We start from the raw sequence: 15,967 nt of genomic DNA, 5'->3' as shown, positions 1-15,967 counted from the left end.
CGGCATGTTCACCACCAGCTATCCCTTTTTTTCATCCCATGGCTGAATCCGATCTCACACCTGAATCCGCGCCACGTCGCGGGCCGGGATGCTTCACCATCCTCGCCTTGGCGTTTCTGCTGGCAGTGATCCTCGGGGCCGCCGTGGCTTGGAAGATGGTGGACGCGGGCTTCGGCATGAAGTGGCTCGCTGAGCATTTCCAAAAACAGACCATCACCGAGAGCTTTCGCGAAAACGTGAAGCGCATCGCCTCGACTCATGGCGACGTTCTGGAACTGGCCACCCTGGACACAGAGGAGACGGTCACCAAATATGACACCAAGACATGGCTCAATGACGCCATCTACCTCGGCACCACAGTCGCGGAGATTCGCGCGATGGTCGTCTATCGCTACCATTTGAAGTTGTCTGACGAATGGAAGCTGACGGTTGAAAACGGACGCTGCGTGGTGGTCGCGCCAGCCATCCGGCCCTCGCTGCCACCTGCGATTCGCACGGAAACGATGGAAAAAAAATCCGAAGCAGGCTGGCTGAGGTTCAACGCAGCGGAGAACATGGCCGAACTCGAAAAAGGGCTGACATCCATTCTCGAAAGCCGTGCCGCAGTCCCGGGCAAGATCCGGCATGTGCGCGAGGCCAGCCGTCTGTCTGTCGCCAAGTTCGTCCAGCACTGGGTGCTCAAGGAGCACAAAGAGCGCGCGCCGCAGGACATCCGCGAAATTGTGGTGATCTTCCCTGATGAACCTGCGGCAGCCAATCCCCTGGAGGCCGCGAAGCTGCCTGCCACCGCAACCTTGGAATCAAGAGCCGACTAGGTCCGGCCTCACGGCTGCTGCCCGGCAGGGGCATAGAGCAGCAGGCCAGATTCAAATTTCACAAAAGTCAGCGCGCCGGGCAGGTCGGCAGGTTTCAGGTTGTTGAGGCGGAAAAGTTTGTCCTTCCACATTCCCTCCCGGCCGGTCACTCCGACAATCAGGTTGGCGGCCGTCGCCATTTTGTTGCCGGGCACGACAAAGTCCGCCCCTCCCATGGTGGCGCAGACTCCCAGTGAAACGATCTCCTGCGCGTTCCGCTGGTGAATCACACGCTCGATGCTGCTCTTGTTGTTTCCCCCGAACCAGCCGAGCGCGATGCTGCTGAGAATGCCGATCAGGCAGATCACCGCGAGCACTTCCACCAATGAAAAACCCGCCGCCTGGTTACGGGGCTGGCTGTGCAGGCGCAGAGCAGGAAGGGAAGGGGATGACACGAGGTTTATAATTATCATAAACATCCATTCGTCGCAATCTCTCGTTTTGACGGGTGACTCTCTCTGCACTTTAGACAGAGCAGCAGCACCCATGAAACCCGATCTGACGGCACAACTTTCCCGGAAACAGCGTGAAGCCGTTGAGTCAGCCGGTTATCGCATCCTGCGCTGGGCCGCAGCCCGCAAGATCCTGCAGGCCCGCGTCAGCAAAGCCCGCATCGGGGAACCCTTGGGCAGTTTCCTGGCGCACTGGATGGCGCTTGCCCCGGGGAGTGAGGTCGGTGCAGAGCTCTGGCTTTCATTTGATTACGTGCAGGATCAGGATGGCATCACTTTGACGGCAGGCAGTGCCTCGCTGGCCAGCGCACCTCTGGAGCAGGCTCTCCTCCACTTGCCGGCTTTGCGCTCTTTTTGGAGCCAGGAATTGCGGCGGCAGCATTTTGAAGCCCTGCAAAGCCTGGTGCCCAAGGCTTGGTTTCTGGACGGTGCCGAGATCCCTCCCGGGGCGGTAATCCAGGGCCTCGAAGCGGTGTCCTGGCTGGACCCTCAATTGCGGGTAGGGCAGGGGTGGAAACTTCAGGACCCGCGAGGGCTCATCCGGCAGGACTGGCAGGCTGCTCTGGCTTCTCGGGACTGCGTTTTGTCCTTGCAGGCATCTGCAGGCACAAAACTCAACGTATTGTACGGCAGGGATGACAAAGAGCAGGTTGTTGTGCGTTCTCTTGAAGCGTCACCTTGACGTACAACCTGCTCACGTGCGACATTCTGACATCATCACAAATCATGGCTCGCGGCTCCAACGTTACACTCTGCTCCTTCTGCGGCAAAAGCCATGCAGAGGTAAAAAAGCTTATCGCGGGGCCTGGGGTCTACATCTGTGACAACTGCATCCACGTCTGCAAAAACATCCTCGACAAAGAGACGACCGTTGACTCCGAGGGCGGCCCTTCACTTCTGGTGCCACGCCCCGCAGACATCGCTGCATTGCTCGACCAGCATGTGATCGGCCAGGCACAGGCGAAAAAAGTGCTCAGCGTTGCAGTGCACAACCACTACAAGCGCATCCTCCACACACAGCAGCAGGCCACCCGTGCCGGCAGCGGAACGTCCCGCAAGGTGACGACAGCCCTGCCTGACCCGAACGATGTGGAAATTGAAAAGAGCAATGTGCTTCTCATGGGCCCCACCGGCTGTGGCAAGACGCTGCTCGCCAAGACTCTGGCGCGCATTCTCAATGTGCCCTTCAGCATCGCAGATGCCACGACTCTCACCGAAGCCGGATACGTCGGAGAAGATGTGGAAAACATCGTCCTGCGCCTCCTCCAGGCGGCGGATTACGATGTCTCACGTGCCGAGATGGGCATCGTTTACATCGACGAGATCGACAAAATCGGCCGCAAGACGGAAAACGTGAGCATCACCCGCGACGTGTCCGGAGAGGGCGTGCAGCAGGCCCTGCTCAAAATCATCGAAGGCACCGTCTGCAATGTGCCGCCTCAGGGCGGGCGCAAACACCCGCAGCAGGAGTACATCCAGGTGAACACCGAAAACATTCTGTTCATCTGCGGCGGCGCCTTTGTCGGGCTGGACAAGCTGATGGAACGCCGCCGTGGCGGCAAAACCATGGGTTTTGTCAATTCTCATGCACCCAAGCCCGAAGCCGGCAAATCCCGGATGGAAGTGGAGCCCGAGGACCTTCTGTCATTTGGCCTGATACCTGAGTTCATCGGCCGTCTGCCGGTCGTGTGCTCGCTGGAGCCGCTCACCGAGCAGGAGCTCGTCCGGGTACTCACCGAGCCCAAGAATGCGCTGATCAAGCAGTACGCCAAGCTCATGAACATGGACGGTGTGGAGCTCTCCATCACCCGCGACGCCATGCTGGCCATGTCCAGGGAGGCCGTCGCCAGAGGCACCGGCGCACGCGGGCTGCGCAGCATTTTCGAGCGCATCATGCTCGACGTCATGTATGACGTCCCCAGCCGCATGGACGTGCGCGGCGTCACCATCAACGAAGGTGTCGTCAAAGGAGAGCGTGCCGCCATGCTGCGCAAGCGGGTGGAGCGCAAGGCTGCCTAGCCGTTTGTTACAATCCCCGGGCAAAAATTCTTCTGGAGGTTTGGCGGCACTGCACGTCATATTGCGGCCATCGCATCCATGACTTCCCGCCGCCACTTCCTCCAGCTCGTCTCCACCGCCATTGCAGCCGCCGGTTCCCGCCCCCTCATCGCCGCCGACAAGGAGCCGCCGTTCAAAATCTCGCTCGCCGAGTGGTCTCTGAACAAAGGCATCTTTGGCAAAGGCAGCGCCGAGCGCCACGAGCATCTCGACTTCTGTAAAATCGCCCGCAGCCTCGGCATCGACGGCGTCGAGTACGTGAACCAGATGTTCTTCGACAAAGCCGCCGACGCCGCCTACCTCGGCGAAATGAAAAAGCGCCAGGAAGGTGAAGGCGTCCAAGGCCTGCTCATCATGTGTGATCGCGAAGGCAATCTCGGCGACCCCGATGAAGCCAAGCGCGCCAAGACCGTCGAAAATCACCTCAAGTGGCTCGACGCCGCCGCCACCCTCGGCTGCCACAGCATCCGCGTGAATGCCGCCAGCGACCCCAAGCTCAGCCCGGACGAGCAGATGAAACTCGCCGCAGACGGCCTGCATCGTCTCTGTGTCGAAGGCGACAAGCGCGGCCTCTACGTCGTCGTCGAAAATCACGGCGGCCTCTCCAGCAACGGCCTCTGGCTCACCGGAGTCATGAAAGCCGCAGACCACGCCCGCGTCGGCATCCTTCCGGACTTTGGCAATTTCTACACCGACCGCGTCAAAGGCGAGCTCTACAACCCCTACAAAGGCCTCCGTGAGTTCATGCCCTGGGTCAAGAAAGGCATGAGCGCCAAGGCTTATGACTGGGACACCGGCGCCGGCAAGTTCTACACCGAAGACCGCCGCGAAGGCCGCGAGATCACCCTCGACTTCGAGCGCCTGATCAACATCGTCGTCAAGGCCGGTTACAACGGTTACATCGGCATCGAATACGAAGGCGACAAGCACACCGAGATCGAAGGCATCAAGCGCACCAAGCAGGCGCTGGATGAGATCAAGGCGCTGCTCTGATTTTCCAACCGCCTCCTAACCTCACACACCCTCCCACATCATGCCCACCGACGACGCCTCCCCTCCTTCCCCAGCAGCGGAATCCACCCTCTGGTCCGGCCATACCTCACAGTGGGTTCATTTCTGGTACTACTTCTTCTGCATCCTCCTCGCCGCAGGCATTTCCGTGGCAGCCACCGTTTTTGGCCTCGCCACCGCCGGCGTGGGAATGCTGGGCTATCTCGCGCTCATCATCCCCTTGCTCATGTGGCTCACCCGCTGGTGGGTGACCAAATGCACCACCTATGAGCTCACCACCCAGCGCCTCCGCATCCGCGCCGGCATCCTCAACAAAAAAGTCGATGAACTCGAGCTCTTCCGCGTGCGCGACTACACCATGGAGCAGCCGTTTTTGCTGCGCCTCGTCGGGCTCGGCAATCTCACCATGATCACCACTGACGCCACCACTCCCACCGTGGCGATGCGCGCCATCCCCAATGTGGAGGCTGTCAGGGAAAAACTTCGCAATGCAGTGCAAAATGAGCGCGATCGTAAACGCGTTCGGCAGATGGACGTGGACAGCGTGGATGACGGCAGCAGCGGCCCCCTGCACTGAGGGGCCTGGGGCGGGTGGGTCAGGATCCTCCGACTTTTTCTGAGCTGATCACGCTCGTCTTGCCATCCTTCACCTCCAGGCGCAGCTTGATGCGCCCAAATTCCTTCTTGTAGCTCCAGCCGGCCTCGGCCTCCCAGGTGGTGGCGCTGGTGGGCTTGAGATTCCGGAGCTGCAGGATGAATGCGGCAAGCCGTGTGTCGGGATCCGCAATCGTGTGGTCCGGCTCGATGTCCTTGAGGTTTTGGGCGTTGATGAACTTGAGCTTCAAGTCGGCAAAACGTTTGGTGAAGGCGTCAGTCGCAGGCGTCATGCCGTCACGGTTGATCTCGCCGAGGACGATGGAGTAGCTCTTGGCCACGCCGGGATTGAGGTCGGGCAGGCTGGAGATGAGGTGGCGCACTGCGGCCTCGCCGGCATCGCACTCATAGAGGTTCAGCGGCAGGGGGGCGGTGTCTGAGGAGTCGCAGGCGGCGAGACCGAGGCAGAGGCTCAGCAGGAGGTGGCGGCGTGTCATGTGGGTGTTCATGGCATGGAATACGCAGCTTGGCAATGAGCCGCAGCGCTTCATACTGACGCCCCCATGTTTGACATCCGAGAAAAACCCAATGCCGTTGAGAATGCGTTTCTGATCGCGGCGTACTTCGACCGCAGGCAGAAGCAGGAGGCTTTAGACTTGCTGGAGGAGCTCGCGGAGCTGGTCGGGACGCTGGGCATCCAGATCATTGGGAAGGAGCTGGTGTTTGCGCGTGAGCACACGGCGCGGCACCTCATTGGCAGCGGGAAGTCGGCGGAGCTCATGAAGCAGGCGAAGGATCTGGGGGCGGACGTGATCGTATGGGACAATGAGCTCAGCCCCGGGCAGCAGCGCGCCTGGGAGAGCGAGGGGGACATCTGTGTTATTGACCGGCATGAGGTGATCCTGGACATTTTCAACATGCGTGCCAAGACGCGCGAGGCGCGGCTGCAGGTGGAGCTGGCGCGGATGGAGTATTCCATCCCACGGCTGACGCGCATGTGGGCTCACCTTGACCGTCAGGGCGGTGGTGCGGGGGGGGGCGTCGGCGGTGCGGGTGCGGCGCGCGGTGAGGGTGAGACGCAGCTGGAAGTGGACCGCCGGCTCGCGAGCAAGCGGCTGGACAAGCTGAAGGCGGACCTGGAAGAAGTGAAGAAGCAGCGCGAGACGATGCGCAAGGAGCGCAGCCGCGTGCCGGTGCCGCATGCGGCCATCGTGGGCTACACGAACGCGGGCAAGTCGTCGCTGCTGAACAAGCTGACGGCCTCTGATTCGTATGTGGAGGACAAGCTCTTTGCCACGCTGGACACCACCACGCGGCGCATGGAGCTGCCGGATGGTCAGCCGCTGCTCGTGACGGACACCGTCGGGTTCATCCGCAATCTGCCGCATGATCTGGTGCAGTCCTTCCGCGCCACGCTGGAGGAGGCCATTCAGGCGGATTTCCTCATTCATGTCATTGATGCCAGCTCGCCGCAGGCGGTGGAGTTTTACCAGACCACGTCCAAGGTGCTGGCGGAGCTGGGCGCGGGGGAGAAGAAGGTGCTGCTGGTGCTGAACAAGGTGGACCTGATCGACGATGCGCGGCTGATGGAGCTGAAGCGGGAGTTTTCCGACGCGGTGTTCATTTCCGTGAGGTCCGGCCAGGGCATGGACGACCTGCTGCACCGCCTGCATGATTTCATGATCGACCGCGTCGTGCGGCTGACGCTGAGCCTGCCGCTGGACCGCATGGATCTGGTGGCGCTGGCGCATCAGGAGGGCAAGGTGCTCAGCGAGGATTACGAGACGGGGCGGGCGGAGATCCAGTGCGTGATCCCGAAGCGCCTGGAGAGCCGGTTTGCGGCGTTTCTGCCGGTGGACCCCGAAGCGGCTGGGAAGAAGAAGGGGAAGAAGTAGAGGTGCCGGAATGGTTGGCCGCAAAGGGGCGCAAAAAAGGATGCAAAAAAGGATGCAAAAAAGGGAGGGGACTGCCGGTTGTTGAGCCGGTGCTTCCAACGCGAATGACGCTAGGTCGGCTCGGCTTCGCGGTCATTCGCGGCTGTTCGCGGCCATTCGCGTTTCAAATTCCGGCCCGCACCTCGGCCAGCCGTTCAGAATTGACTGGCTCAAAGACAGGAAAGCCGTAAAAAACCATCACCAATCTCTGTTTACATTCACTCATGTTTTCACTCGCAAATAAAACCGTCATCATCACCGGAGCCGGCTCAGGCATCGGCCAGGCCATTGCTGTTCTTTTCGCCAAACAGGGGGCGCACGTGGAAGTGCTGGACCTCAAGCAGGAGGCCGCGCAGAGCACGGTGGACCAGATCAAGGCCGCAGGCGGCAGCGGCTGCGGCCGTGCCTGCGACGTGGGGAACTATGCGGAGGTGAAAGCCCTGTTTGACGAGGTGGCAAAGACCCACGGCAAGATCGACATCCTGGTGAACAACGCCGGCATCGCGCACATCGGCAATGCGTTGAACACGGCAGAGGAGGACATGGACCGCCTGCACCGGGTGAACATTAAGGGCGTCCACGCCTGCGCCCAGGCCGCGCTGGCTCACATGACCGCGGTGAACAAGGGCGTCATCCTGAACATGTGCTCCATCGCCGCGCAGATGGGGCTGGCGGACCGGTTTGCTTATTCGATGACGAAGGGCGCCGTCCTCATGATGACGTATTCGATCGCGAAGGATTTCATCAAGCAGGGGATCCGCTGCAACTGCATCGCTCCAGCGCGGGTGCACACGCCGTTTGTGGACGGGTATCTGGCCAAAACGTATCCGGGGCAGGAAGCGGAGATGTTCCAGAAGCTGAGCGAGGCGCAGCCGATTGGGCGCATGGCGAAGCCGGAGGAGATTGCGGCGCTGGCGCTGTATCTGTGCAGCGATGAGGCGTCGTTTGTGACGGGGAGCAGCTACCCGATCGATGGTGGCGCGGTTAATCTGCGGTGAGAGTTTACGGTTGTTGACCGTTGTTGACAGTGGTTTGCCCTGAGTTCCTGTGAGGAGACTCGGGGCTTTTTGCTCGGGCGGTGGAGAAGGGGTGGTTGGGTTGGGAGTGGGGTGGGTGGTTTTAGCTTATGAAATTAGCCGAGGGTTGACCTGGTGGCATAAGGAATTGGGCTGCTCACAAATCCTTGCCATTCCGGCATGCCTCCGCTTTCATCCGCCACCCATGTCGCAGCCCGCCCTCACTCCCGCCTCCTTCATCGACCACTGGTCCCGGGCCGAGGCCAATGAGCGCGCCAATTCCCAGAGCTTTCTCATCGGCCTCACCCAGCTCCTCGGCCTCCCAGCCCCTTCGCACAACCACGCCGACGGCTACAGCTTCGAATACCCCGTTAAAGTCCCCGGCGGCACCAGCACCAATTTCCTCGACCTCTACCGCCGCGGTCACTTCGTCCTCGAGTCCAAGCAGTTCACCACCCAAAAGCTCGAACAGTCCGCCCTGGAACTCGCCGCCATCGATGCCGGCGCACTCGCCCAGCAGAAAAAATCCGGCCCCGTCCGTGGCACCGGCTCCTGGGACGACGCCATGATCCGCGCCAAAGGCCAGGCCGAGCGCTACGTCCGCTCCCTCCCCGCCGACGATCCCAATCCCCCCTTCATCCTCGTCTGCGATGTCGGCCACAGCATCGAGGTTTACGCCGACTTCACCCAGGCCGGAAAGGCCTACCTCCCTTTCCCAGATCCGCGCACCTTCCGCATCCTGCTCAAAGACCTCGAGCGCGAAGACATCCGCGAGCGCCTCCGCCTCATCTGGACCAATCCCACCGCGCTCGATCCCGCCAAAGTCAGCGCCGAGGTCACCCGCGAGATCGCAGGCTACCTCGCAGAGCTCGCCAAATCCCTGGAGCAGGAAAAGCACGACCCCGAAGTCGTCGCCCAGTTCCTCACCCGCTGCCTCTTCTGCATGTTCGCAGAGGACGTCGGCCTCCTCCCCGACCACGCCTTCACCGAGCTGCTGCATTCCGTCCCCGCAGACGGCACCGGCTTCCCCGAGCTGCTCAGCACCCTCTTCCGGGAGATGAACACCGGCACCGGAAAGAGCATCTCCGTCGTCCTGCGCAAAAAGCTCCTCAAGTTCAATGGCGGCCTCTTTGCAGACGACACCGTCCTACCCGTCAATGGCCTCCAGCTCGGCCTCCTCAAGCAGGCCGCCAAAATGAACTGGCGCAATGTCGAGCCCGCCATCTTCGGCACCTTGCTCGAGCGCGCTCTTGTGCCCTCAGAGCGCCATGCCCTCGGCGCTCACTTCACCCCACGCGCCTACGTCGAGCGCCTCGTCCTCCCCACCGTCATCGAGCCCCTGCGCGAGGAGTTTGAAAACGTCTATGCCGCCGCCGTCACCCTCGCCAGCAAGGGCGACCTCAAAAAGGCCCGGCAGGAGATGAACACCTTCCACGACAAGCTCTGCCACATCCGCGTCCTCGACCCCGCCTGCGGCAGCGGCAATTTCCTCTACGTCGCCCTCCAGCATCTCAAAATCCTCGAAGGCGAGCTCCTCGAGCGCGCCGCCCAGTTCGGCGAGGACATGAAGCTCGAACTCGAAACCCACACCATCGATCCTCACCAGTTCCTCGGCATCGAGCTCAATCCCCGCGCCGCCTCCATCGCCGAGCTCGTCCTCTGGATCGGCTACCTCCAGTGGCATTTCAAAATCCACGGCCAGCGCACCCCGCCAGAGCCGATTTTGCGCGCCTTTAAAAACATCCAGTGCCGCGATGCCGTCCTCGCCTACGACGGCGAGCCCCAGCCTGTCACTTGGATGATGGCGTTCAGTAATCGGCAACTGCCAGGCGTTGCCAGCGCAATTGCAGCGAATCCCGACACCGTCCGGCCTGGTTGCCCGGCCCCCAGCGCTATCCTCACCGTCTGGGACCGTCGCAGCTTCAAGACCGACCCCGTGACCAACCGCGACGTGCCTGATGAGTCCAAACGCGTTCCGTTGCTGGCATATGCAAACCCGCGGCCAGCCGAATGGCCGGAGGCAGATTTCATCGTGGGCAATCCGCCGTTCATAGGCACCGCTCGCATGCGCGAAGATCTAGGAGACGGCTACGCCGAAACCTTGCGCAAAACATATCCAGACGTCCCCGAGTCTGCAGACTTCGTCCTCTACTGGTGGCACAAGGCCGCGCTGCTCGTTCGGGCGGGGCAGGCACAGCGCTTTGGCCTCATCACCACCAACAGCCTCCGCCAGACCTTTGCCCGTCGAGTGGTGCAGCACCATCTCAACGCCAATCCATCGCTCTCCCTCGCATTCGCCATCCCCGATCACCCATGGGTGGACACCGCCGAAGGTGCCGCCGTTCGCATCGCCATGACCGTTGGTGTCGCAGGAGCCAGCGAAGGAGACTTGTTCGAAGTCATCGACGAGGAAGAACATGAGGACGGCTCTGCAAACGTGACGTTGCTAACGAAGCGCGGTAAAATCGCAGGAGATTTGACAGTAGGTGCCGATGTAACGGGGACGGTGAGCTTGCGCGCAAATGAACGTATCGCTTATCGTGGCATGCAACTCATTGGCTCCGGGTTCATTTTAACCCCTGATGAAGCAAAAGCGATGGGCGTGGGTAACGTTGCTGGATTGGAGAACCATATCCGCCCCTATCGTAATGGCCGTGATCTCACTGACTCTCCACGCGGGGTATTTGTGATTGATCTTTTTGGTCTCAAAGAGGCAGAGGTGCGTGAGCGCTATCCCTCTGTGTATCAGCATGTGCTCACCACCGTCAAACCTGAGCGTGACGCTAACAACCGTGACAGCTATCGGCGCAATTGGTGGATCCATGGCGAACCGCGCAGAGACCTGCGTCCCGCATTGGGTGGACTTCAGAATTACATCGCAACAGTCGAGACTGCAAAGCATCGCGTCTTTCAATTTCTCAATGCAGACACGTTGCCAGATAACAAGCTGGTGGTGATCGCTCTCGATGACACTTTTTATCTTGGTGTACTCAGCAGCCGCGTTCATGTGAACTATTCACTGGCTGCTGGTAGTTGGCTAGGAGTTGGAAACGATTCGGTCTATGCGAAGTCTCGCTGCTTCGATCCCTTCCCATTCCCCCTCTGCGCCGAAGCCGAGAAAGACCGCATCCGCAAAATCGCCGAAGAACTCGACGCCCACCGCAAGCGCGTACAGGCCACCCATCCCAGCCTGACACTGACAGGCATGTACAACGTCCTGGAAAGGCTGCGCGCGGGCAAGGAGCTGAGCGCCAAAGACAAGCTCATTCACGACCAAGGGCTCGTCTCCATCCTCCTCCAGCTCCACGACGACCTCGACGAAGCCGTCTTCGCTGCCTACGGCTGGCAGCATCTCTGGCAGGCACGCAAAGAAACCCGCCAGGGAACCATCCACGACCTCCAGACCGGAAGCATCCGCGTGCTCGATGCTAGCCTCGACATGTTTGACGCCGCAGTGGCCCGATTCGACCAGCAACTCGACGCCGAAATCCTCCAGCGCCTCGTCACCCTCAACGCCCAGCGCTCCGAAGAAGAAGCCCGCGGCATCATCCACTGGCTGCGCCCCGACTACCAGAACCCCGCCGGAAAAGCCTCAGGCATCCAGGACACCCTCGATCTACCCAAGACCAGCGGCACCAAGTCCAAAACCAAAACCTCGGCCACCCAAAAGCCCGGCGCCAAAATCCCCTGGCCCAAACCCCTCGCCGAACGCATCCGCGCCACCGAACAAGCCCTCCACGCCGCCGCCCACCCCGTCACCGCCGAAGAACTCACCACCCACTTCTCCCGCGCCAAAACCCCCGACCTCCAGGAAATCCTCGAAAGCCTCGTTACGCTGGGGAGAGCTCGGAAGGACGGGGAGCGGTTTGGCGTTTAACTTATTCTTTTATGAGTTCACCTATTGATGATCTTTTCTTTGACTTGTATGGTTCCAAACCTTCTAAAGACGGACAAGCATATGAGAGGCTTGTAGCTGCCGTTTTTAAACTTTTAGAACCCGACAAGCAGGTGGAGCATGATCGTCAGATCAGAGGTGAAGTTTCTGGCACTAAGTATCAAGTGGATGTCCTTCAAAAGGACGACGATAAAAAATTGATGGGTGAGGCAAAGGACTACACCGAAAGAAATACCAAAGTTGGTCGTGGAGATGTGCAAAAACTTGCCGGAGCACTTCCAGATTTAAAAATCCAATCAGCAGCACTCGCTTCGGCTACCGGATTCACGAAGCCAGCGGCAAAATATGCCTCAAATGCGAAGAATATAGTCGGGAGTGACATTTCACTTTGGGAAGTCAGGAAGGTTACTGAGGGGGATATGGAAGGCCGTTTGAAAACCATCACGATAAAAATGCATGTGATGTCATATGACTACAGCAAATCCAAAACTGAGCCGGTGTTTACTGATGAGGGGCGGATGCTGCTAAAGAAAATGTATGATGAAGGTATAATAGGTGCGTCAATACAGACGGTGCTTGAATCGATTTTCAATGCGGACGGCTCGGTATTAGTGACCTTAAGAGATCTTACACTAGGCGGATATGGAAGTTCTTGTGACAATATGCATCGCGGTTCGTTTGTCCTCAACGGCGGCCATATTTTAGTTCATGACAAATTGATACCAATCAAAGGTATTACATATGAAGTGCCCAGCGTCGAGGTAGGTGTTCGTGAAATGGTTATTGGCGCAGATGGGGTCGCCACACTCTTAGCTAAGAACCTCGATGGATCGGTAGACAAAGTTATCAGAGATGTGGATCTGAAACGAGTTGCATTTGATAAAGATGGCAAGGTAACGCTCGGGGCGAAGGGCTCTAACTAGGCGGATTTTATGCTTTGGACACCCCAACACCAATACCACCCGTGGCCCTTTGACAAGGAAGCGGAACTTGAAAACACCATCGCCGAGGTGAAAATGGCGCTTTTTGGTGACAGCCGCATCTACCTGGAGCTGAAGAAGCTCATCGGCGAGAAGGGCAAGACGCAGAACATTCCGGACGGCTATCTCATCGACCTCTCCAGCCCGAAGAAGCCGGTGCTCTATCTCGTGGAGGTGGAACTGGCGAAGCATGATCCACTGCGACACATTGCCCAGCAACTCCTGAACTTCTCCCTCTCCTTCAAGAGCACGCCGCAGAAAATGAAAGGCCTCCTGCGCGAGCACCTGCTCAAAAGCCCGGAAACCGTGAAACGCTGCGAGGCCTACGCGCAGCAGAATGGCTTCAGCAATCTCGACTACTTGCTGGAGCAGATGATCTACCCGGAGAACGCCTTCAACTGCCTCGTCATCATCGACGAACTGGAGGATGAACTCGAAAGCATCCTGCGCCGCTCTCTCGCCTTCCCCGTGGAGACATTAACTCTGCAACGCTTCCGTTCCTCCTCCGGCGACAGCGTTTACCAGTTTGAGCCCTTCCTCTACGACCTCAGCACCCAGAGTGCCTCCAGCGCCGCCGACAGCGGCAACACGCCCGCCATCGACCCGGCGGAGATCGACACCGTGGTTGTGGCCGCACGCGAGGACGGCTTCAAAGAAACCTTCCTCGGCGAGAATCGCTGGTATGCCATCCGCATTCACTCCAGCATGCGCGACAAAATCAAATACCTGGCCACCTATCAAGTGGCTCCCGACTCCGCCATAACTCACGTGGCCGAAGTAGCCAGCATCGAGCCGTGGAAGGACACCGGCAAATACGTGCTCAACTTCAAAGAGCCCGCCAAGAAGATCCGCCCCATACCTTTTGTACCCGGTGGCAGAGTCATGGCCCCACAGTCCCCCCGCTACACTTCATACGCCCGCCTGCAAAACGCCAGGAATCTGGACGCGGTGTTTTGAACAACTGCGGCCATGTTCAACACTATTGCCGCAGTGGTGAGAAAAACTCTTTGCGGGGCTCTTTGCAGAAACTGCTGGTCGACGCGGAGAGTGGCGCTGTGCTGGATTTGCTTTCCGGATGGCGGGTTGCCATGACTCGACGCACTGCAATGGGCTGCGATACGTCGCGCTGTTGGCGCTGTGGAGATGAAAAGGCGGCAGGGGGGCGCTGTCTGAGATGGAAACCACTGCGAGCTTTCTAAGCTCCTCCTCGTTCCCTGCCTGTCCCAACCCCAAAATGTCAGACCACACCGCTGACCAACCCAAAACAAGCGCCGTATTCGCCTCTTTGTTTGCACCAGGCACCCCAAAATTCACAAAAACGGCTCTCAAATGCTCTCCAAAATCGTCCCTCGATCCTCTTTTTTGCTGAATCCGACACATTAAAAACCATAAACGCCCTCCAATTTCATCCTCCATTTCCCTAAAGATTTCCGTTCGCACCCAAAAAATAAGCGGCAACAGGTCGCCCTGCTGCCGCTGAAATCTAAATAGGGGCTAAAGAATAGGATTTATGCTTTCCAACCATCCCTGTAAGAGGGACGTGTGATGTATTTATTGGGGGCTTCGACGTTGGTGACTTTCATGGCACTCTTGTCCCACTGGACGGTCTGCTGGGCGCGGATGGCGAGATTTCCCAGGAGGACGAATTCGGTGAGGGGGGCGGAGTAGTCGAAGTTTGAGGAGGGGAGGCCGCCATGGACGATGTGGTGAGCCCATTCGCCCTGGGGGTTGTCCGGCATGACGGAGCGGGTTTCGGTCTGCTTGATCTTGCCGGACTTCATGTCTTCGCGGACGGCCTTGTATTTATCGAGAGGGTAGATGATGGGGCTCTTGCAGTAGGCGTCGCCTTCGAAGATGACGCCGTCGGTGCCGATGAACATCATGCCACTGGTGGCTTTTTTGAAGGTTTCTTCGGGGATGTCGGGGTGGCGTTCGGGCTTGTTGGGGACGCCGTCTTTTTCGCCGTCATGCCAGGAGACGGTGAGGGCGGGGTGTTTGCCGGCGGGCATGTGGTAGATGAGCTTGGACCACATGGGGGCGTTGAGATCGGTGATGGGGCCGGATTCGGCTTCGATCTTTTCAGGGATGAGCTGGCCGAGGATGGAGAAGCTAGAATCCATGATGTGGCAGCCCATGTCGCCGAGGGCGCCGGAGCCGAACTGCCACCAGCCGCGCCAGTTGAAGGGGGCGGGGCCGGGGGAGCGCTGCTTCTTTTTGGCCATTTCGGGGTCGAGATCGAACTCGAAGTAGGGCTCGGAGGGTTCGCAGGAGAGCCAGAGGTCCCAGTCGAGATTGGCGGGGCATTCGACGAGCTTCTTCTTAATAGGACCCTGGGGCCAGATGGGGCGGTTGGTCCAGAGGCGGATTTCTTTGAGGGTGCCGATGGCACCCTGCTCGATCCATTCTTTGGCCATGCGCTGGCCGTCCATGGTGCGGCCCTGATTGCCCATCTGGGTGACGATTTTAGCGTCTTTGGCGGCGCGGTGGAGGTCTCTCACTTCTGAGATGTAGTTGCAGAGGGGTTTCTGGACGCAGACGTGCTTGCCGTGCTTGATGGCGTGCATGGCGGCGATGTAGTGGGTGTGGTCCGGGGTGGAGACGATGACGCCGTCGATCTGGTTGCTCATTTCATCGAACATCTTGCGGAAGTCCTGGTAGAGCTTGGGGGCGGGGGGAGCGGGCTGGGAGGAGTCGAGGTGGTGCTTCTCACGCTTTTTGGCGGCTTCCTCGAGGCGCTTGGTGTCGACATCGACCATGGCGACGATGTTGTGATTGAGGGTGACCATGCCGGTGTCTGCGAGGCCTTTGCCGTTGGCACCGATCTGGACGAGGTTGAGGCGCTTGGCGGAGGCGTCCTGGCCGCGGAGGAGGAGATTGGGGCCGGTGAAGGCGCTGGCTGCGAGGCCGGCGGTGGTGGTGAGGAAGTGGCGGCGGGAGTGGGTGCGGTGATTCATGGGCTGGTGTGTCTTTCTATATAAGGGATGCGGGAAACGTGTGGAGGGAGGGGATGTTGCGGGGAAAGAGGGGAGGGGATTTATGATTTACGATTTATGACTTATGATTTGGACCGCCGTGGGGTGGATGCGAGTGGCGGGCCTGGGTGGGGGGGGAGGAAAGAGGTGGTTGGAGTTGGTTGCAACTTGCATTCGGGAGTTGAATCCTGGCGTGAACCG

General features: G+C 59.4%; 13 protein-coding genes. 10 read left to right on the top strand and 3 right to left on the bottom strand.

Features of this window, described 5'->3' with window-relative positions:
* Nucleotides 1-38: 38 nt before the first annotated feature.
* Nucleotides 39-815 carry a hypothetical protein gene (locus ACZ5WW_RS09945; protein ID WP_377164638.1) on the top strand — a complete coding sequence of 259 codons (777 nt, stop codon included), beginning with the start codon at nt 39-41 and terminating at the stop codon, nt 813-815.
* Nucleotides 816-823: 8 nt separating this feature from the next.
* Here ACZ5WW_RS09945 and ACZ5WW_RS09940 read toward each other — a convergent pair whose 3' ends face one another.
* On the bottom strand, nt 824-1,249 hold the full coding sequence (locus tag ACZ5WW_RS09940) for a type II secretion system protein (protein WP_377164640.1): 426 nt from the start codon (nt 1,247-1,249) through the stop codon (nt 824-826).
* Nucleotides 1,250-1,340: 91 nt separating this feature from the next.
* Between ACZ5WW_RS09940 and ACZ5WW_RS09935 the strand changes: the two genes are divergently transcribed.
* From ACZ5WW_RS09935 to ACZ5WW_RS09920, 4 genes are all read left to right on the top strand, one after another.
* Nucleotides 1,341-1,988, top strand: coding sequence for a hypothetical protein (locus tag ACZ5WW_RS09935; RefSeq protein WP_377164642.1), 648 nt, complete (start codon nt 1,341-1,343; stop codon nt 1,986-1,988).
* A gap of 44 nt (nt 1,989-2,032) precedes the next feature.
* On the top strand, nt 2,033-3,325 hold the full coding sequence (gene clpX, locus ACZ5WW_RS09930) for an ATP-dependent Clp protease ATP-binding subunit ClpX (RefSeq protein WP_377164644.1): 1,293 nt from the start codon (nt 2,033-2,035) through the stop codon (nt 3,323-3,325).
* Between the two features lie 78 nt (nt 3,326-3,403).
* Nucleotides 3,404-4,357, top strand: coding sequence for a sugar phosphate isomerase/epimerase family protein (locus tag ACZ5WW_RS09925; RefSeq protein ID WP_377164646.1), 954 nt, complete (start codon nt 3,404-3,406; stop codon nt 4,355-4,357).
* A gap of 40 nt (nt 4,358-4,397) precedes the next feature.
* Nucleotides 4,398-4,952: a PH domain-containing protein gene (locus tag ACZ5WW_RS09920; protein WP_377164648.1), complete on the top strand. Its 555-nt coding sequence runs from the start codon at nt 4,398-4,400 to the stop codon at nt 4,950-4,952.
* A gap of 19 nt (nt 4,953-4,971) precedes the next feature.
* Here the strand turns inward: ACZ5WW_RS09920 and ACZ5WW_RS09915 are convergent, their stop codons facing one another.
* The gene (locus ACZ5WW_RS09915; protein WP_377164650.1) at nt 4,972-5,466 is read right to left on the bottom strand and encodes a hypothetical protein; all 495 of its coding nucleotides are present in this window, start codon (nt 5,464-5,466) and stop codon (nt 4,972-4,974) included.
* Between the two features lie 66 nt (nt 5,467-5,532).
* Here ACZ5WW_RS09915 and hflX point away from each other — a divergent pair, with 66 nt between their 5' ends.
* The 5 genes from hflX to ACZ5WW_RS09890 all read left to right on the top strand — a co-directional run bounded on the left by hflX (nt 5,533) and on the right by ACZ5WW_RS09890 (nt 13,751).
* Nucleotides 5,533-6,864, top strand: coding sequence for a GTPase HflX (gene hflX, locus ACZ5WW_RS09910; RefSeq protein ID WP_377164652.1), 1,332 nt, complete (start codon nt 5,533-5,535; stop codon nt 6,862-6,864).
* A 263-nt stretch (nt 6,865-7,127) separates the two neighbouring features.
* Nucleotides 7,128-7,901, top strand: a complete 774-nt coding sequence (locus tag ACZ5WW_RS09905; RefSeq protein WP_377164654.1) for an SDR family NAD(P)-dependent oxidoreductase — start codon at nt 7,128-7,130, stop codon at nt 7,899-7,901.
* 223 nt (nt 7,902-8,124) lie between these two features.
* Nucleotides 8,125-11,796, top strand: a complete 3,672-nt coding sequence (locus ACZ5WW_RS09900; protein ID WP_377164656.1) for a class I SAM-dependent DNA methyltransferase — start codon at nt 8,125-8,127, stop codon at nt 11,794-11,796.
* An 11-nt stretch (nt 11,797-11,807) separates the two neighbouring features.
* Complete coding sequence (locus ACZ5WW_RS09895; RefSeq protein ID WP_377164657.1) at nt 11,808-12,737, top strand: restriction endonuclease; 930 nt, start codon at nt 11,808-11,810, stop codon at nt 12,735-12,737.
* 9 nt (nt 12,738-12,746) lie between these two features.
* Nucleotides 12,747-13,751, top strand: coding sequence for a hypothetical protein (locus tag ACZ5WW_RS09890; protein ID WP_377164658.1), 1,005 nt, complete (start codon nt 12,747-12,749; stop codon nt 13,749-13,751).
* A gap of 551 nt (nt 13,752-14,302) precedes the next feature.
* On the opposite strand, the gene ACZ5WW_RS09885 is transcribed toward ACZ5WW_RS09890, so the two are convergent.
* Nucleotides 14,303-15,748, bottom strand: coding sequence for a Gfo/Idh/MocA family protein (locus ACZ5WW_RS09885; RefSeq protein WP_377164660.1), 1,446 nt, complete (start codon nt 15,746-15,748; stop codon nt 14,303-14,305).
* Between the last annotated feature and the right edge of the window lie 219 nt (nt 15,749-15,967).

The sequence above is a fragment of the Prosthecobacter fluviatilis genome (genome assembly GCF_055388355.1).
Note: the sequence above shows the minus strand (reverse complement) of the source record. Positions and strands in the feature narration are given on the sequence as shown.